General features: G+C 69.3%; 18 protein-coding genes. 14 read left to right on the forward strand and 4 right to left on the reverse strand.

Annotation, left to right across the window (positions count from 1 at the left end; translation table 11 throughout):
- Window positions 1-238 precede the first annotated feature (238 nt).
- From E0H92_RS24840 to E0H92_RS24855, 4 genes are all read left to right on the forward strand, one after another.
- A complete protein-coding gene (locus E0H92_RS24840) occupies window positions 239-982 on the forward strand; it encodes a phosphotransferase enzyme family protein (RefSeq protein WP_165549963.1) in 744 nt (247 codons plus the stop codon).
- Window positions 972-2819, forward strand: a complete 1848-nt coding sequence (locus E0H92_RS24845; RefSeq protein WP_131497886.1) for a S9 family peptidase — start codon at window positions 972-974, stop codon at window positions 2817-2819. Before E0H92_RS24840 ends, E0H92_RS24845 begins: the two co-directional genes overlap by 11 nt.
- A gap of 62 nt (window positions 2820-2881) precedes the next feature.
- Entirely contained in the window at window positions 2882-3136 is a 255-nt protein-coding gene (locus E0H92_RS24850) for a type II toxin-antitoxin system VapB family antitoxin (RefSeq protein WP_131497887.1), read from the forward strand.
- Window positions 3133-3540 (forward strand): type II toxin-antitoxin system VapC family toxin, encoded by a 408-nt coding sequence (locus E0H92_RS24855; RefSeq protein WP_131497888.1) that lies wholly within the window; start codon window positions 3133-3135, stop codon window positions 3538-3540. The genes E0H92_RS24850 and E0H92_RS24855 overlap by 4 nt, the downstream gene beginning before the upstream one ends.
- On the opposite strand, the gene E0H92_RS24860 is transcribed toward E0H92_RS24855, so the two are convergent.
- Complete coding sequence (locus E0H92_RS24860) at window positions 3529-4269, reverse strand: MerR family transcriptional regulator (RefSeq protein WP_238151268.1); 741 nt, start codon at window positions 4267-4269, stop codon at window positions 3529-3531. The genes E0H92_RS24855 and E0H92_RS24860 overlap by 12 nt on opposite strands.
- Before the next feature lie 84 nt (window positions 4270-4353).
- Between E0H92_RS24860 and E0H92_RS24870 the strand changes: the two genes are divergently transcribed.
- From E0H92_RS24870 to E0H92_RS24880, 3 genes are read left to right on the forward strand one after another with little or no spacing between them, the layout of a single operon-like run.
- Window positions 4354-6342 carry a hypothetical protein gene (locus tag E0H92_RS24870; RefSeq protein WP_238173581.1) on the forward strand — a complete coding sequence of 663 codons (1989 nt, stop codon included), beginning with the start codon at window positions 4354-4356 and terminating at the stop codon, window positions 6340-6342.
- Window positions 6339-7280 carry an alpha/beta fold hydrolase gene (locus E0H92_RS24875; protein ID WP_238173582.1) on the forward strand — a complete coding sequence of 314 codons (942 nt, stop codon included), beginning with the start codon at window positions 6339-6341 and terminating at the stop codon, window positions 7278-7280. The genes E0H92_RS24870 and E0H92_RS24875 overlap by 4 nt, the downstream gene beginning before the upstream one ends.
- A 47-nt stretch (window positions 7281-7327) precedes the next feature.
- Entirely contained in the window at window positions 7328-8473 is a 1146-nt protein-coding gene (locus E0H92_RS24880) for a CaiB/BaiF CoA transferase family protein (protein ID WP_131497889.1), read from the forward strand.
- A gap of 61 nt (window positions 8474-8534) precedes the next feature.
- Here the strand turns inward: E0H92_RS24880 and E0H92_RS24885 are convergent, their stop codons facing one another.
- The 3 genes from E0H92_RS24885 to E0H92_RS24895 are packed head-to-tail and all read right to left on the reverse strand — an operon-like array spanning window position 8535 to window position 10896.
- Window positions 8535-9602, reverse strand: coding sequence for a LacI family DNA-binding transcriptional regulator (locus E0H92_RS24885; protein ID WP_131459913.1), 1068 nt, complete (start codon window positions 9600-9602; stop codon window positions 8535-8537).
- A gap of 27 nt (window positions 9603-9629) precedes the next feature.
- The gene (locus E0H92_RS24890; RefSeq protein ID WP_131459911.1) at window positions 9630-9947 is read right to left on the reverse strand and encodes a hypothetical protein; all 318 of its coding nucleotides are present in this window, start codon (window positions 9945-9947) and stop codon (window positions 9630-9632) included.
- Between the two features lie 4 nt (window positions 9948-9951).
- Window positions 9952-10896 carry a DUF6772 family protein gene (locus E0H92_RS24895; RefSeq protein ID WP_131459909.1) on the reverse strand — a complete coding sequence of 315 codons (945 nt, stop codon included), beginning with the start codon at window positions 10894-10896 and terminating at the stop codon, window positions 9952-9954.
- A 138-nt stretch (window positions 10897-11034) separates the two neighbouring features.
- Between E0H92_RS24895 and E0H92_RS24900 the strand changes: the two genes are divergently transcribed.
- Genes E0H92_RS24900 through E0H92_RS24930 form a run of 7 tightly spaced genes read left to right on the forward strand, consistent with a single transcriptional unit; the run spans window position 11035 to window position 16838 of the window.
- Window positions 11035-11694, forward strand: coding sequence for a helix-turn-helix domain-containing protein (locus E0H92_RS24900; protein WP_131497890.1), 660 nt, complete (start codon window positions 11035-11037; stop codon window positions 11692-11694).
- A complete protein-coding gene (gene nikB / locus E0H92_RS24905; RefSeq protein ID WP_131347880.1) occupies window positions 11694-12620 on the forward strand; it encodes a nickel ABC transporter permease in 927 nt (308 codons plus the stop codon). The genes E0H92_RS24900 and nikB overlap by 1 nt, the downstream gene beginning before the upstream one ends.
- 2 nt (window positions 12621-12622) lie before the next feature.
- Window positions 12623-13504, forward strand: coding sequence for an ABC transporter permease (locus tag E0H92_RS24910; RefSeq protein WP_202873796.1), 882 nt, complete (start codon window positions 12623-12625; stop codon window positions 13502-13504).
- On the forward strand, window positions 13504-14484 hold the full coding sequence (locus E0H92_RS24915; RefSeq protein WP_202873797.1) for an ABC transporter ATP-binding protein: 981 nt from the start codon (window positions 13504-13506) through the stop codon (window positions 14482-14484). The genes E0H92_RS24910 and E0H92_RS24915 overlap by 1 nt, the downstream gene beginning before the upstream one ends.
- Window positions 14474-15487 (forward strand): ABC transporter ATP-binding protein, encoded by a 1014-nt coding sequence (locus E0H92_RS24920; protein ID WP_131497891.1) that lies wholly within the window; start codon window positions 14474-14476, stop codon window positions 15485-15487. Before E0H92_RS24915 ends, E0H92_RS24920 begins: the two co-directional genes overlap by 11 nt.
- Window positions 15484-16080, forward strand: a complete 597-nt coding sequence (locus E0H92_RS24925) for a histidine phosphatase family protein (RefSeq protein WP_165549965.1) — start codon at window positions 15484-15486, stop codon at window positions 16078-16080. Before E0H92_RS24920 ends, E0H92_RS24925 begins: the two co-directional genes overlap by 4 nt.
- Complete coding sequence (locus E0H92_RS24930; RefSeq protein ID WP_131459901.1) at window positions 16077-16838, forward strand: endonuclease/exonuclease/phosphatase family protein; 762 nt, start codon at window positions 16077-16079, stop codon at window positions 16836-16838. The genes E0H92_RS24925 and E0H92_RS24930 overlap by 4 nt, the downstream gene beginning before the upstream one ends.
- Window positions 16839-16849: the final 11 nt, after the last annotated feature.

Below are 16849 nucleotides of genomic sequence, written 5' to 3' on the forward strand. Positions count from 1 at the left end.
CAGTGGACGGCCGGACGGGGTCCGGAGGTCGAGGGTCTGGGTCTGGGTCTGCCGACGGGTCGTGGTGGTGCGGGGCCGCCGACGGATCTGGATCTGGCGCATCCTCTTCCTCCTGCCTGATGTGTTCTGGTAGCTATACGCTCGCGCATGAGGACCGGTTCACACATGCGGAGGATTACCTATCTGACCCCTGAGCTTCCCTCAGAAATACAGGCCTCCCCTCAGGGAGGATGCAGGGGTGGACAATCTGCTGAGCCGCTGGGGACTTCAGGGGTACGACGTACGCCCGCTCACGGAGGGTACGAACAACACCGGCTTCTACGTCGGTGACGAGTTCGTACTGCGCATTCATCGCAACGGGATCACTCCGTCGTACGAGCACGCTGTACTGCGTGCGTTGAGTGGACTGTCCTTCGCCGTCCCGGTGCCCGTGCCAGTTGCCGGAGAAACCGCAGTACGCGGCGAACTCCACGGCCGCCCGGTCCTGGCAAGCCTGAGCCACCGCATACCCGGCGAGCATCCGGCACGCGGCGATGCGCCTCGCGCGGAGGCGTGCGGACGAGCGTTGGCCGAGCTGGACCATGCACTGGGCCGATTGGACGAGACCGAGTTGCCGCAGCCGCCGGTCTGGGACGGCGACCTGACCAACATCCACCCCTGCGTACCGAGCATCGATCGGGTTACCGCGATCCTGGACTTCGAGACTGCCGGTCGCGGGCACCGGGCGATGGATCTGGCGGTCGGGCGGTTCTTCTTCGGGGAGGTCGGGCGGCCGAGTGCGCCGTTCGAGCGTGGGTACCTCGACGTGTTGCCGCTGACCGGTGCCGAGGTGTTCGTGCTCCGGGAACTCGAACTGATGCGTGAGGCAACGAGTTTCGTGCATTGGTACGGGCGGTACGTCGAAGGTCAGACCACCGCCGAGGACCTCGCCGATCGGGTGGAGCGGCTGCGGGGGGTGGAAGACTGGGCCCGTGAGCGCTGAGATGTTGTCGACGTTGTGCCGGGTGCCGGTGCCCTCCGGGGCGGTGATGTCGGCGGACGGTCGCCGGATCGCCTATGTGCTGACGACCGTGGACGAGGACGCCGACGCGTACCACCGGGCGGTCTGGACGGTCGACGCCGATGGGGGAGCGCCGCGGTTCTGCACTGACGGGTCGTCGCCCGCCTGGTCCCCGGACGGTCGCCAACTCGCCGTACTCAGAGAGGACCAGCTCTGGCTGATCGACCCGGACACCGGCGACGAACGCCAACTCACGGATCGTGAACTGGGCGCCGGCGCTGCGGCCTGGAGCCCGGACGGCACCCGCATCGCGTTCTCGGCGGCGGTCGAGCTGACGAGGGACGACGGTACGCCGTACGCGGCCGGCGATCCCGTGGTGACGCGACGGTTGGGGTACCGCGACGGCGGGCTGCGTGGTTATCGCAGGCCGCATCTGTTCGTGATCGAGCTCGCGACCGGTGTGACGACGCAGCTCACCGACGGCGACTGGTCCGCGCATTCACCGGTCTGGTCGCCGGACGGAACCCGGTTGGCGTTCGCAGGGCTGCAGGACGCCCGCACCGACAACTCGTTGTCCACGGCACCTTTCGTGCTCACACCCGGCGACGAGCCGACGCGGGTCGGTACCGAGGACATGCTTCGCGCGCTGACCTGGGCGCCTGACGGCGAGGCGCTGATCATGGCCCGCCTGGCGCCGCGCTCCGAAACCCAGCCTCGCCTCCTCCGCGTGCCGCTGGACGGTTCCGCACCCACCGACCTGCTCGCCGAGATCGACTTCGGCAGCACGCTCGCGACGCCGACAACCACCCAGGACGGCCGCGTCCTCACCACCGTCAACGAGCACGCCACCACCCGCGTGTACGAGCTGGACCCGCTGCGCCCGATCACCGACGAAGAACAGCTCTGGATCACCGCACTCTCCGCCGCGACCACCCGCGCCGCGATCACCTACGCCTCTCTCGACACGTACGGCGAGGTCGCCACCCTCGACCTCGTGACCGGGGTCCGCAAGGTGCTCACGTCGTACACCGCCGATGCCCTGCACGACCTCGACTGGGCCCGCCCTGAGCCGCGGACCTTCCAGATCTCGGAGGGTACGACGGTCTCCGGGTGGTTGTTCCAGGCCGAAGGTCCCGGTCCGCTGCTGCTCGACATCCACGGCGGTCCGCACGGGTGGTGGGCGCCGCTGATGCAGCTCGGTTACCCCTATCAGCTCGCCCTCGCCGCGGCCGGCTGGTCCGTGCTGCTCCTGAACCCCCGCGGCAGCGACGGATTTGGCGACGACTTCCACGCCGCCGTCTACGCCGAACAAGGCTTCGGCGACGCACCGGACCTGCTCGAGCCCATCGACCAACTGGTTGCCGAGGGCATCGCCGACCCGGACCGACTGGCCGTCGCGGGCTACAGCTACGGCGGCTACATGACCAACTGGCTCACCGCGCACACCACCCGTTTCCGCGCCGCGGTGTCCGGCGGCGGCATGTGCGACCTGGTCAGCCTCGGCGGTACCGCGGACGTCGGCGTCGGCATGATGGACCTGATCTACGGCGGCACCGATCCCGCGGTCCTCCGCCCGCAATCGCCGTACGAGACCGTCCGGGACGTCCGTACGCCGACCCTCATCCTGCACGGCGCCGACGACGACCGCAGTCCGGTCGGCCAGGCCGAGCAGTGGTTCGCGGCCCTGCACACCCAGCAGATCGAGACCGAGCTCGTGCTGTATCCCGGCGCCGGCCACCTGTTCCTGTCGTCAGGCCGCCCGTCGCACCGACTCGACTACTCCCGCCGCACATTCACCTGGCTCACCGATCGCGTCTAGCTCGTGGAAGGCAGCGCCTTTGGGGTAGACTGGAACCAGAGGTGTGGTAGAAGGGTGGAGATATGAGCCTGAACATCAAGAACGAGGAGACTCACGGGTTGGTGCGGGAGTTGGCGCGGCTCACGGGAGAGTCGCAGACCGCTGCGGTGGACGCCGCAGTGAGGGAGCGGCTGGCTCGAGTGCGCCGCCTTCGTGGCGCGGGGCTTGCGCATCGACTCCTGGCAATCGGCGCTGATACCGCGCAGCGTCTGCCGGAAGACTTGCGAACCGCCGACCACGGCGACCTTTTGTACGACGAGAACGGACTGCCCCGGTGATCATCGACACCTCGGCTCTGGTCGCGATCCTGCGAGCCGAACCAGACGCGGCCGACTTCGCCGAGGCGATCGAGGCTGCCACGGCACGCCAGATCTCCGCCGCGAACTTCCTGGAGGCTGCCGTCGTGATGGACAGCGCGCGGGATCCAGTCGTCAGCCGGCGTTTCGACGAGTTGTGTGCGGCTGCCGATCTTCAGATCGAGCCCGTCACCGAGCGGCAGGCGCGGACCGCCCGCGAGGCGTACCGCGACTTCGGCAAGGGCAGCGGTCACCCTGCCGGTCTCAACTTCGGCGACTGCTTCGCTTATGCACTGGCGAAGGACACCGGGGAACCCCTGTTGTTCAAGGGCAAGGACTTCATTCACACCGACCTGGCGTCAGCTCTCTCTGACTCAGCCAGTTGAAGGCAGGGCCTTCGGGTCCAGGCCGAGTTCTTCGTAGGCGACGATCTCGATCTCGCGGGCCATCGCCTCCCGGAATGCCGCGACCAGCGCCTGGCCCGCGAGCGGGATGATGCCCTCCAGCGTCCGCTGGATCTCGGGCCAGCCCTCCGCGGGCATGCCGGCGTTGGTGAAGTCGCGCCACACCGTGCTGCGGAACAGCTCGACGTATGTCTTGGCGACCGCGTCCGCCTGCGCGAACAGCTTCGGCAGCATCTCGAAGATCGCCTGCATCGGGACGCCGAGCTTGATCACCTCGAGGCCGGTGCGCAGCAGGTCCGAGTTCGCGATCCGGAGCCGGCCGTCGTCCAGCCGCTCGGCGATCCCGAGTTCGACCAGCCGCTCGATGACCGCGGGATCGTGCGGTACGCCGGCCCGCTCGGCCAGCTGGAACTCGTCGAGGACCTCGGGCTCGGCCGGGGTCCACGGGTTCACCAGGGTCTCGAAGACACCGAGCGCCATCGCGCCGTCGGGCAGTTCGCCCATCATCCGCTCGACCGCGGCCAGCGTGTAGCCCTTGGCGAGCAGCTCGCGGACCAGCGTCAGCCGGGCCACGTGATCCTGGCCGTAGTACCCGGTCCGGCCGACCAGCCGCGGCGGCGGGATCAGCCCGCGCCCGGCGTACGCACGCACGTTCCGGACCGTCATCCCCACCTTGGCGGCGAGCTGGTCGACAGTGAGCTCCTCATCCACCCTTGACAGTCTTCCAGACTCCACGTTACATAGTAGATGTAACATGCTCCATGGCGCATGTCTTATGTCTGAAGGAGACGCTGGATGGCGATTCCGCTGGCGACCACCGGTACGGCGACGTTCGACCAGATCGCGATCGTCACCGGCGTGATCGGACTGCTGTACGTCGCACTCGCCGTACTGCTGTGGCGGGAACGCACCGGCCGCGTCACGCTGGTAGGTAGGTTCGCGGACACCATCGGGAGACTGGACGGAGTCCCCCGATGGGCCGCGCTCACGCCGTACCTGCACGCCGTCTCGCTCCTCGCCTGCGCCTTCGGGGTCTGGTGGGACATCGCGGTGCACATCGACAAGGGCCGCGACACCGGCCCGTTCGGGACGCCGGCGCACTACCCGATCTTCTTCGGCATCCTCGGCGTGATCGTGTCCGGCGTGCTGCCGATCGCTCTCGCAGGCAAGCCGCTGCCGGCCCGGACGATCAAGCTGACGAGGGGCGTGTCTCTCGACTCCACGCCTACTGCGCGGCACTCGGCGGGCACCTCGCTGAGCGGGAGCGAAGGGAACGATGAAACCACATCGACCCCTCCGCTCCCGCTCACCGAGGCACTCCGCCGAGCACCTGCTCGCGACGGCGTGGAGTCGAGAGACACGCCCAGGAGCTGGCGGATCCCGTGCAGTGCCGCGCTGATCACGGTCTGCGGGATGTTCGCGCTGGTCGGGTTCCCGCTCGACGACGTCTGGCACCGGCTGTTCGGCGAGGACGTCACGCTCTGGGGACCGACGCACCTGCTGATGATCGGGGGCGTGGTCTTCTCGATCTTCGCGCGGCTGCTGGCCATCGCCGAGGTCGAGCAGCTGATGGGCGTGAACAAGCGCCGGTTGCTCCAGGAGATCGTGTCGGTCGGTGCGCTGCTGATCGCGTGGGACCTGTTCAGCACCGAGTTCAACTACGGCGTACCGCAGTTCCCGCTGATCCTGCAGCCGCTGCTGATCGTGTTCGGCGCCGCGATGGCGTTCACGATCCTGCGGGCGCGCCGCGGACCGGGGACGACGTTCGCCGCGCTCGCCGTGTACCTGGTGATCCGCGGCGGGATCGCGTGGGCGGTGGCCGAGCCGCTCGGTGAGATCGTCGGGCACTTCCCGCTGCTGGTCGTCGAGGCGCTGCTGGTCGAGGGCGTGGCGTTTGCCCTCGGCAACAAGAACCGGTTCCGGCTGGGGCTCGTGTCCGGTCTGCTGATCGGCACCGTCGGCGTGGTCGCGGAGTACGCCTGGAGCCAGATCTGGATGCCGATCGCGTGGCCGTCGTCGATGCTGCCGTCCGCGATCGGGTACGGCGTGATCGTCGGAGCCGGCGCCGGCCTGGTCGGGGCGTGGTTCGCGACCCGGTACGCCGAGGTGGCCGGCGAGGAGCGTGCGATCGGGATCAAGTACATCCGGCCGATCGCGGTCCGGCGTACCCATCAACTGGGCGCGGCCGGACTGGTCGCGGTCGTGGCGACGGTGTTCTTCTGCGTGCCGCGGACAGCTGGAGCGGGTGTGTCAGGGGTCGTGTCGTTGGAGCGGGTGGCCACGGGGGCCGAGCCGACGGCGTACGTCACGATCACTCTCACGCCCGCTGACGCCGCCGACGACGCGCGGTGGTTCGAGGCGCTGGCCTGGCAGGGCGGCGGGCTGGTGTTCCACCCGATGGAGAAGGTTGCCGACGGCACGTACCGGTCGGCGGACCCGCTGCCGATGTACGGGAAGTGGAAGTCGATGATCCGGCTGCACCAGGGGCCGCGGGACCTGGTGGCGAGCTGGGTCTACGCGCCAGAGGACGCGGCGATCGCGAAACCCGCGATCCAGGTGTCGAACGGGCAGACGGTCGAGTTCGTGAACGAGCAGCAGACGTTGCGCCGCGAAGAACGGACCGACGTGCCACGATGGATGTGGAACGCCGGGTACGCGCTGCTCGCGGTGGTCGGGCTGCTCGAGGTGATCGGGATCGCCTGGCTGGTCGGGCGCGGCGCCCGCGGCGGGCGGATGCGGGCGGCCCACCTGGCCTCCGGCGAACGGGAACGGGAGACTGCGTGACGATCCAGTTGGAGCGGTCCGGGGTGACGGCCGCGGACGGAGTACGGCTGAACGTCGAGGTGACCGGACCGGCCGACGCGCCGGTGACGGTGCTGCTCGTGCACGGGTGGACGTGTTCGACGCGCTCCTGGCACAACCAGGTGGAGGGGCTGCCGCAGATCCTCGGGCCTGACGCGGTGCGGGTTGTCACGTATGACCATCGCGGGCATGGCCGGTCGGATGCTGCGCCGGCCGGTACGACGCGGCTCGATCAGCTGGCCGACGATCTGGTGACGGTTCTCGACGAGGTCGTCGGCGACGGACCGGTCGTGTACGCCGGCCACTCGATGGGCGGCATGACCCTGATGGCGGCCGCGGATCGGTACCCGGAACTCTTCGGTTCCCGCATCCGCGCGGCAGCCCTCGTCAGCACCACCTCAGGCCACCTGACCGAAGGCGCCCTCGGCCTCCCCACAAGACTCGACCCCGCAGCCATCCGGATCACACCACGCGTCCTGAACGCGGTCGGCCGACGAATCGACCGCCGCGCGACCGCCGGTGCGCGATCCAGTGCCCGCCAGGCGGCGGTGCTTGCTGCGCGGTTGCAGCGGCCGGCCCTGCGGCGGGTGGTGTTCGGGAAGAAGCCTGATCCGGCGGAGGTCGACCTGTTCATGGCGGATCTCGCGGTGGTGCCGGGAGCGTCGTACGGCGGGTTCTTCGAGACGATGCTGGAGCACGACCGAGGACACGCGCTGAAGGTGCTCGACGAGCTGCCGGTGGAGATCATGCACGGCACCCGCGACCGCCTCCTCCCACCGCGGCACGCGAACCGCATCGCCGCCCAGCTCCCCACCGCCCGCCTCTGGATCTACCCCGGCGCCGGCCACATGCTCATGCAGGAGCGCCCCCGCGACGTCTCCCACCGCCTCGCCTCCCTGGCCCGCAAGGTCACCGCCTGAGAGTCGCGTCACGGCCCGCCGCGCCGTACTCGCCTACGCTCGACCTCGTGCAGAACCTTCTCTCCGATGTCGTGGTCGTGGATCTGACCCGGGCGCTGGCCGGGCCGCATGCCGCGATGATGCTGGGCGATCTCGGGGCGCGGGTGATCAAGGTCGAGACCCCGAACGGCGGCGACGACAGCCGCGGCTGGGGTCCGCCGTTCGTGGACGGCGAGTCGACGTACTACCTGTCGGCGAACCGCAACAAGGAATCGGTGACAGCCGACCTGAAGTCGGACGAGGGCAAGGAGTTCCTGACCAAGCTGGTCCGCAAGGCCGACGTACTGATGGAGAACTTCCGGCCCGGCGTCCTCGACCGGCTCGGCTTCTCCACCGAACGCCTGCACGAGCTCAACCCGGGGCTGGTGATCCTGTCGATCACCGGGTTCGGGCACGACGGCCCCGAAGGCGGCCGCGCCGGGTACGACCAGATCGCCCAGGGCGAGGGCGGCCTGATGAGCATCACCGGCGAGACCGAGCCGACGAAGGTCGGCGCCCCGATCGCGGACCTGCTGGCCGGGATGTACGGCGCGTACGGCGCCCTCGCCGCGCTGCACGAGCGATCGATCACCGGCAAGGGGCGGGTCGTCCGGACCAGCCTGCTCGCGTCGGTCGTCGGCGTGCACGCGTTCCACGGCACGAAATGGACGGTGGCGCACGAGCTCCCCGGCCGCGTCGGCAACCATCACGCGCAGATCGCGCCGTACGGGCTCTATCGCACCCGGGACGACATCGTGCAGGTCGCGATCGGCAGCGAAGGACTGTGGCGGCTGTTCGCCCCGATCGTCGGTCTGGATCCTTCGGAGGAACGGTTCGCGAGCAATTCGGCCAGGGTGGCGCATCGGGACGAGCTGACTGCGGCGATCGAGTCCGCGTTCGCGACTGAATCGGCCGACGTCTGGCTGGAACGCCTTGCGGAGAAGGGGATTCCGGCCGGTAAGGTTCGCGACTTCCAGCAGGTGTACGACTGGGAGCAGACCCGCTCGCAGGGCCTGCTGATCGATGTCGAGCACCCGACCCTCGGCACCATCCAGCTCCCCGGCCCGCCGTTGCGTTTCGACGACAACCCGTACGCCGGCGCGCGCGAGACCAACCTCCCGCCGCCGCGGCTCGGCGAGCACGACGAGTCGATTCGGGCCTGGCTGGACGAGTAGGGCGGACGCCCACGCCATCACAATTGGCGAGTGGCCGACGCTGTAGGGCGGGGCGCCGCGTTCAGCGGTCGGTTGTGATGGCCTGGCGGTCCGGGGCCGACGCCCGGATCACCAGCTCCGGGCGGATCAGCGTCTTGCGGGGGCGCTCCGCCCCGGCCTTCAACCGCTGGAGGAGCAGGTCGACCGCGGTGGTGCCGACCTCGGCCGCCGGCAGCCGGACCGTGGTCAGCGGCGTCTGCAGGTACGCCGCGTACGGGTGGTCGCCGTACCCCGTGATCGCGACGTCGCGCGGGACGGCGAGGTCGCGCTCGGCGAGGGCCCGGAGCAGGCCGAGGGCGAAGTAGTCGTTCCCGGTGACGACGCCGTCGGGGTGGCCGTCGGTCAGCAGGGTCTGGGCGAAGCGGTACGCCTCCTCGGGCTGCCACGGGAGCGCGAGCGAGTCGTACCGCTTCGTCGGAACCGCTCGGACCTGGTCGTCCGACACCTTCAGCCCGGCGTCGGCCATCGCCCGGCGGAAGCCCGTGATCCGGTCCGCCGTGGTGGTGATCGGCAGGTCTTCTTCCAGCAGGAGCAGGCGGCGCGCGCCGCCCGCGATCAGGTGGCTGGTGGCCTCGTACGACCCGCGTTCGTAGTCGACCCCGACCATGTCGCAGCCGAGCTCCGGCACGTCACGGTTGACGAACACGAGCGGGATGCCGCTGTCCCGGACCCGGCGCCAGTGGTCCCACTCGGCTTGCACCGGTACGACCACGGCGCCGTCGACCGCGGAGCGCAGCAACGCCTCGGTGGCGCGCTGCTCGTTCTCCACGCTCTCGTCGGTGACGAGCAGCAGCAACGAGTACCCCTGGGCGCGGACCCGGAGCTCGATACTGCTGATCAGCTGCGCGTAGAACGGGTTCGAGGGGTTGGTGATGACGAGGCCCAGGGTCATCGCGGAGCCGAGCACCAGTGACCGCGCCAGCGTGTTCGGGACGTACCCGATCCGCGCCGCCTCGGCCTGGACGGCGGCCCGCGTCGCCGCGCTGACGCTGTCCTTGTCGCCGAGCGCGCGCGACACGGTGTTCACCGACAGGCCGAGCGCGGTCGCGATGTCCCGCAACGTCGGCCGCGGCCGTGGGCCCTCCGTCATCCGTCCCCCTCTTACGCCTTCACAGCCTTACGCCTTCACAGCCAGGTGGATCCGTACCTGGACCGAGCCCTCGACCTTAGCGCGCAACCGCAGCCAGTGGCCGAACCCGGTGACCGGCCAGCTCACCAGCTTGCCCGGCTCGACCACGTGCTCCAAGGTGTCGAGGTCGCACCAGGTGATCCCGTCGGGGGACACCTGCGTGACGTATGTCGCCGTACCGTCGCCGCCGATGTGCTGCACGAACCAGCGCGCCTCGCCGGCCCAGGCGACCTCGTAGGGCTCGGTCGCGAAGCGGGTGTCGAACGTCGTGTCGCGCTCCAGCACCGCCGTCATGGACTGTCGCATGGGCCTACCAATCAACCGAGATGAGGACGGAGTCGAGGAAGAGGAAGTTGCGCACCGAGCTGTGGGTGCGGACCGAGAAGTAGAAGTTGAGCAGGTTCTCGAGCGTCTCGTAGCGTTCCTCGTACGGCGGAACCGGTACGTCGCGCATGTCCATCACCCGGTCGTTGACCTGCAGCTCCACGTTGCGCCGCTTGTCGGTGTCGATCAGCCAGCGCAGGTAGTGCCAGTTCACCTTGGTCGGGACCTCGTTGTAGCAGAGCTCCTGCGGCTCGCCGAACGCCTGCCAGTCTTCCGGGTTCGGCGCGGTGAAGTCGGCGGCGTACTCCAGTTTCACCTTGCCCTCGAAGTGCTCGCGCGGCGTCGGCTCGGGGACGGTCGGCGCCATCCACCGCCGGGTGAAGTGGTTGTCCAGATCGGTGTTCTGGTAGCGCGCGACCGTGTGGTAGCGCAGACCGCCGTCGCCGCACAGGTCGGTGGCGACCGTGAAGGCGCCGAACTGCGCCTCGGACGGGTGCGTGTTGCCGTCCCATTGGACGTCGCCGAAGTTGTCCAGTTCGGCGCCGCCGCCGAGCGTGGCCTCGGACTTGAACGCGAAGTACGTCTCCAGCTGGACCAGGCCGCGGCCGCTCATCGTGAGCCGGCGGATCGCGACCGCAGTATGGCCCTTGTGCGGGCGGGTCGCGAGCTTGAGCGCGTACGTGCCGCTCATCGCGCCGTGCGTACCGATGTCGAAGAAGTTGCAGGCCGACAGCTGCGGCGGCCGGAAGTCGCGCATGTGGTCGTCGACCGTGCTGAGGTCGCCGCGGCCGTTGTAGTTGCCGAGCAGCTCGGTCCAGCCGTGCGTCCCGCTGTCGAACTCGTCGAACGCGAGGATCCGCGGCAACGGCGAGAACTTGGACAGCCGGGGATCGGCGGACAGGAGGGCGGTGCGTAGGTCGGATGTCGTCACGGAGTGAAATTAACGTTAACGGGAAATTGCCGTCAACAGGCTGTTCCACCCACAGCAACAGCGGTCTATTGACACCTAAATCACACCTATCTACGGTGCATTAACGCTACCGTTAACGTTCACGGAATCGAGGCTCCTATGCAGTCGCTGAGCCGTGCCCTCACCGTCCTGGCCGAGCTCAACCGTGAGGACCGCGCGTACGGCGTGACCGAGCTGGCCGTCACCGTCGGCCTGCACAAGAGCACCGTGCACCGCATCCTCGCCACGTTCTGCACCCACGGCCTGGCCGCCCAGGTCGATGACCACCGCTACATGGCCCAGGACGGTCTGGCCGCCTTACGTCGTACGACCGACCGCCGGCCTGCCCCCGAACACTCCCTGACCGAACTCGGCTCCCGCCTCGGTCGCCTGGTCGTACTGGCAAAACCCCTCCCCAAAACCACCGGCCTGGTCCTCCAGGTCACGGACGTAGCGGCGGAGGCGGGTGGCGGGCGCGGGACGGTTCGGCCGGGGCATGCGGTTTCGTTGCGGTGGAGTGCGCTTGGGCGTGCTTACCTGTCCGCGCTTCCGGTCGAGCAGGTCACGGGGAGCGCGGATCTGCTCGACGCGTTGCAGCGGATCCGGGCGTCCGGGTTCGCGCACAACGCCCGCCCGGTGGCTTCGCTGCCGCGGATGGTCGCGGTGCCGGTACGGGCGCCTGACGGCTCGTGCGCCGGCGCTCTGGGCGCCGAGCTGATCCAGCCGGGTTCGGTCGACGAGGTCCGGCGCGTGGTCTCCGTACTGCGGAGCGGCGTCTGATGGGGGCGTACGTCGTCCGGCGGCTGTTCTTCTCGCTCTTCGTACTGTGGGGCGCCGTCACGATCATCTTCGTCGTCCTCCGGCTGGTCCCCGGCGACCCGGCGTACATCATGCTCGGTCCCGACGCGGACCAGGCGCAGGTGGCCGCGTTGCGGGCGCAACTCGGCCTCGACCAGTCCCTGATCCAGCAGTACGCGACGTACCTGGCGAACGTCGTGCACCTGGACTTCGGCGAGTCCTTCCGGCTGAACGCGGACTCGATGAGCCTTGTCCTGCAACGGGTTCCGGCCACGATCCAGCTGGCGACGACCGCACTGCTGCTGTCGTTGCTGATCGGCCTGCCGCTCGGCGTGATCGCGGCGTTGCGGGCGCACAGCTGGGTGGACCGCGCGATCTCGGTGTTCTCGCTGATGGGCCAGTCGACACCGTCGTTCTGGCTGGGCATCGTGCTCATCCTGGTGTTCGCCCGCGGGCTGAAGGTCCTGCCGAGTGCGGGCTCGGGATCGTGGGCGCATCTGGTGCTGCCGACGATCACGCTGGCCCTGCCGTTCCTGGCGATCCTCGTGCGGCTGACGCGCAGCGGACTGCTCGAGGTCGTCCACGAGGGCTACGTGCAAACCGCGCGAGCGAAGGGTCTCGGTGAGGGGATCGTCGTCCTCGTCCACGCGATGCGGAACGCGCTGATCCCGATCGTGACCGTCGTCGGCCTGCAGTTCGGCGCGTTGCTCGGCGGCACGGTGATCGTCGAGACGGTGTTCGCCTGGCCGGGGGTCGGGCGGTTGCTGATCGACTCGATCGGGCGCCGCGACTACGGCGTCGTCCAGGCCTCGATCTTGCTGGTGGCAACGATCTTCGTGCTGATCAATCTGCTCGTCGACCTCCTGTACGGCTTCCTGGACCCGCGGGTCCGTCTGGCTGGTGACTGACCTTGACTGCTGAGCTTTCCGTGGCGGCCCCGGTGGCGGTACGGCGCCGTACCAGAGCCGGCTCGGCCCGGATCCGGTTCGGGTTCGCGGTGATCGCGGTGTACGTCGTGGCCGCGGTGATCGGACCGTGGCTGTTCCGCTTCGACCCGGTTCGCACCCGGACCGCGGACCGGCTGAAGCCGCCGTTCACCCGGTTGTCCGACGGGTCGTTCGCGATCTTCGGCACCGACCAGGTCGGGCAGGACCTGTTCGCGCAGATGTTGCAGGGGGCAAGGATCTCGATCGCGGTCGGGCTGACGACGCTGGTGCTGGCCGGGACGATCGGCGTCACCATCGGTCTCGCCGCCGGGTACTTCGGCGGCTGGCTGGACGGCGTACTGATGCGGCTCGCGGACATCCAGCTGGCGTTCCCCTCGATCCTGCTGGCGATCTTCATTGCCGCGCTGCTCGGTCCTTCGGTGGTGAACGTGGTGATCGTGCTGGCGGTGGCGAACTGGGTGACGTTCGCGCGGGTCGCGCGCGGGCAGGCGCTGGCGACGCGGCGGCGGGAGTTCGTCGACGCGTCGCGGACGCTCGGCGCCGGCACCTGGCGGCTGATCACCCGCTGCGTGCTGCCGGCGTGTGTCGCGCCGGTGCTGGTGGTGGCGACGGTCGAGATCGGTCACGTGATCCTGGCCGAGGCGTCGCTGAGCTTCCTCGGTCTCGGGACGCCGGCGTCGACACCCAGCTGGGGTGTGACGATCGCGAACGGGCGCAACTACCTCGCCGACGCGTGGTGGATCTCGACGATCCCGGGGATCGCGCTGGCGTTCCTGGTGATCTCGCTCGGCGTCCTCGGCGACGCCCTCCGGGACCGGTACGACCCACGGCTGAGGAGTCTGTGATGGTGCTGCTGAGTGTGCGCGACCTGCGGGTCGAGTTCGCCACTTCGGGTGGCGTGGTGACGGCCGTCGACGGGGCGTCGTTCGACGTCGGTGCCGGTGAAACCGTTGCCCTGCTGGGGGAATCGGGCAGCGGGAAGAGCGTTACCGCGCAGGCGATTCTCGGCATCGTGCCCAAGCCCGCCGGACGGGTGACCGGCGGCAGCATCTCGTACGACGGTCGCGATCTGCTGACGGCGGCGAAGGGCCTGCGGGGGCGGGAGATCGCGATGGTCTTCCAGGATCCGTTGAGCTCGCTGAACCCGGTGTTCCGGGTCGGTGCGCAGATCGGGGAGATGTTCCGGCGGCATCGCGGTGCGTCCCGCCGGGAGGCGCGGGCGGCCGCGCTGGACCTGATGAAGCGGGTCGGGATCCCGGCCGCGTCGAAGCGGCTGGACGACTATCCGCACCAGTTCTCCGGGGGGATGCGGCAGCGGGTGATGATCGCGATGGCGCTCGCCTTGTCGCCGCGGTTGCTGATCGCGGACGAGCCGACGACGGCGCTGGACGTCACCGTCCAGGCGCAGATCATGGACCTCCTCACCCGGTTGCAGGCCGAGGAGGGTATGTCGCTCGTCCTGATCACGCACGACCTCGGCGTCGTCGCCGGCGTGGCCGACCGGGTGATCCTGATGTACGCCGGCCGCGTCGTCGAGACGGGCCCGCTCCGCGAGGTCTACGAACACAGTGGCCACCCGTACACCTCCGGCCTGATGGCGTCCGTCCCCGCCCTCGACGGCCCCCGCGACCGCCTCGTCCCCATCCAAGGCGCCCCACCCGACCTCCTCGCCCTCCCCTCAGGCTGCTCCTTCCGCCCTCGTTGCCAGTACGCCGACGAACAGTGCGCCGAGGTCGAGCCTGTCCTCCGCCAGTTGCCCGACCGCCCCAGCACCCACCAGGCCGCCTGCCATCACCCGGAAGGAGTCCTCACCGATGTCCACTGAGTCTCCGCCGCCTCCGCTGCTCTCGGTACGGGATCTGCAGACCTCGTTCCCGATGCGGTCGGCTGTGTTGCGACGTACCGTCGGGCAGATTCACGCGGTTGCGGGTGTGTCGTTCGAGATCCCGGCCGGTGGGACGTTGGGGCTGGTGGGGGAGTCGGGGTCGGGGAAGTCGACCGTCGCGCGGACGATCATCGGGCTGGAGAAGGCGCGGTCGGGAAGTATCGTCTTCGACGGTGACGAACTGACCTCGTTGCCCAAGGCATCCATGCGCCGGGTGCGCCGGCAGCTGCAGATGATCTTCCAGGACCCGTACGCCTCCCTCAACCCGCGCGCGACCGTCGAGCAGATCATCGCCGAGGCCTGGCAGATCCACCCCGACGTCGTCCCCCGGAACCGGCACCGCACCGAGGTCCGCGACCTGCTCGAACGCGTCGGCCTCAACCCCGACCACGCGGAGCGGTACCCGCACCAGTTCTCCGGTGGACAGCGCCAGCGCATCGGTATCGCCCGCGCGCTCGCCCTCCGCCCGAAGCTGGTGATCTGCGACGAAGCGGTCTCTGCTTTGGACGTGTCGGTCCAGGCGCAGGTCCTGAACCTGCTCGAGGATCTGCGCCGGGACCTCGGCCTCGCGTACTTGTTCATCGCCCACGACCTGTCCGTCGTACGGCACATCTCCGACCGGGTCGCGGTGATGTACCTCGGGCGGATCGTCGAGACCGCGTCCCAGGACGAGCTGTTCACCCGGCCGCTGCACCCGTACACGCAGGCGCTGCTGTCCGCGGTGCCGGACCCGAAGCCGTGGGGCAAACCGGCGCGCGAGCAGATCATCATCGGCGGCGATGTCCCGTCGCCGGCGGATCCGCCGTCCGGGTGTGGGTTCCGGACGCGGTGCTGGAAGGCGGAGGAGACCTGCGCGCACGACGTACCTGAACTCACCACCCGGCTGGAGTTGCATCCCGCCGCCTGCCACTTCGCCACCGAGCTCGCTGGAGCTGCCTCGTGATCGAACTCGTCCTCCTCCGGCACGGCGAATCCGTGTGGAACGCCGAACACCGGTACCAGGGTCAGCAAGGCACCGGGTTGAGCGCCCGCGGCCGCCAGCAGGCTAAGCAGGCCGCTGAGTATCTGCAGTCGTTCGAGTTCGACGCGATCGTCGCGAGCGATCTTCAGCGGGTGACCGAGACCTTGCAGCCGTACGTCGACACGCTCGATCAACCGTCGGTACACGTCGACCGAAGGTGGCGGGAGATCGACGTCGGGACCTGGGGCGGGCGGCTGATCGCGGAGGTCGCCGCCGAGGAGCCCGACGTCGTCGAGGCCTTCGCTCGTGGCGAGGACATCGCACGCGGCGGCGGCGAGACCTTCCGGCAGTTGCGTGCCCGCGTGTGGGAGGCCATGCAGGCAATCGCCCACGCGCACGTGCGGCGGGTGCTGGTGGTTACGCATGGGGGGCCGATTCGGGTGGCTGCGGCGGCTGCGCTCGGGTTGCCGGTGGGGGCGGAGATGGTGCTGGATCCGCCGGGGAACTGCTCGCTCACCACGCTTCGGCTCGACGGACTGACGGCGTACAACGTGCCTACCGGGATGGACCGATGACTTTCACCTTCGTGGCGATGACCTACAACCTGTGGTCCGAGTTCTACCTCGACCAGCGCCGGGACGCGATCGCGAGCCTGTTCACGACCCGCCCGCCCGACCTGCTCGCCGTACAAGAGCTCCGGCCCGCCACCCGCAAACTGCTCGACGACGTCCTGCCCGACCACGACCGCGTCGACGGAACCGCTGGCTGGGAGACCCAAAGCAACCTGTGGTGGCGAAGCGACCTGTTCACCTACATCGAACACGGCGCCGAGGACGTTGGCATCCTCTCCCCAGACGCGCGCCTGTTCTGGGTCCGGCTCCGCACCCCCGAAGGCACCGAGCTGATCTTCAGTACGGCGCACCTCACCTGGCCCGGCCACCCGGACGAGCGGACCGATCACGTCAACCGCCGGATCGCCCAGGCCCGCGCGATCGGGGAGGCCCTCGAACGCCTGGCCGGCGACGGCGCCTGCCTGTTCACGGTCGACATCAACGACATCGGCCCACCGCAGTGGGAACTCGGGAACGCCGGGTTCCTGGACAGTTTCACCGCCCTCGGCCGGCACTCACCGGTGACCCATCCGGTGGTGCCGACGGTCGCGACCGGTCCGATCGGGACCCGGCTGTCGCCGCTCGCCTCACCACCCAAGGCGATCGACTGGATCTTCGCCCGCGGCCCGCTCGCCGCCCGGTCCAGCGAGGTCGTCGACTTCTTCCACGACGGCCGCGCCCCCTCCGACCACTACCCGGTCGTCGCCACCTACACGCTCTGAGGAGAACCCCT

The sequence above is a fragment of the Kribbella speibonae genome, assembly GCF_004331375.1.
Classification (GTDB): Bacteria; Actinomycetota; Actinomycetes; order Propionibacteriales; family Kribbellaceae; genus Kribbella; species Kribbella sindirgiensis.

Bases quoted from the DNA above. Each gene is read 5' to 3' on its own strand.
- E0H92_RS24850 (WP_131497887.1), top strand. From the start codon at position 2,882: ATGAGCCTGAACATCAAGAACGAGGAGACTCACGGGTTGGTGCGGGAG.
- E0H92_RS24870 (WP_238173581.1), top strand. From the start codon at position 4,354: ATGGCGATTCCGCTGGCGACCACCGGTACGGCGACGTTCGACCAGATC.
- E0H92_RS24885 (WP_131459913.1), bottom strand. From the start codon at position 9,602: ATGACGGAGGGCCCACGGCCGCGGCCGACGTTGCGGGACATCGCGACC.
- E0H92_RS24890 (WP_131459911.1), bottom strand. From the start codon at position 9,947: ATGCGACAGTCCATGACGGCGGTGCTGGAGCGCGACACGACGTTCGAC.
- E0H92_RS24900 (WP_131497890.1), top strand. From the start codon at position 11,035: ATGCAGTCGCTGAGCCGTGCCCTCACCGTCCTGGCCGAGCTCAACCGT.
- nikB (WP_131347880.1), top strand. From the start codon at position 11,694: ATGGGGGCGTACGTCGTCCGGCGGCTGTTCTTCTCGCTCTTCGTACTG.
- E0H92_RS24915 (WP_202873797.1), top strand. From the start codon at position 13,504: ATGGTGCTGCTGAGTGTGCGCGACCTGCGGGTCGAGTTCGCCACTTCG.
- E0H92_RS24920 (WP_131497891.1), top strand. From the start codon at position 14,474: ATGTCCACTGAGTCTCCGCCGCCTCCGCTGCTCTCGGTACGGGATCTG.
- E0H92_RS24930 (WP_131459901.1), top strand. From the start codon at position 16,077: ATGACTTTCACCTTCGTGGCGATGACCTACAACCTGTGGTCCGAGTTC.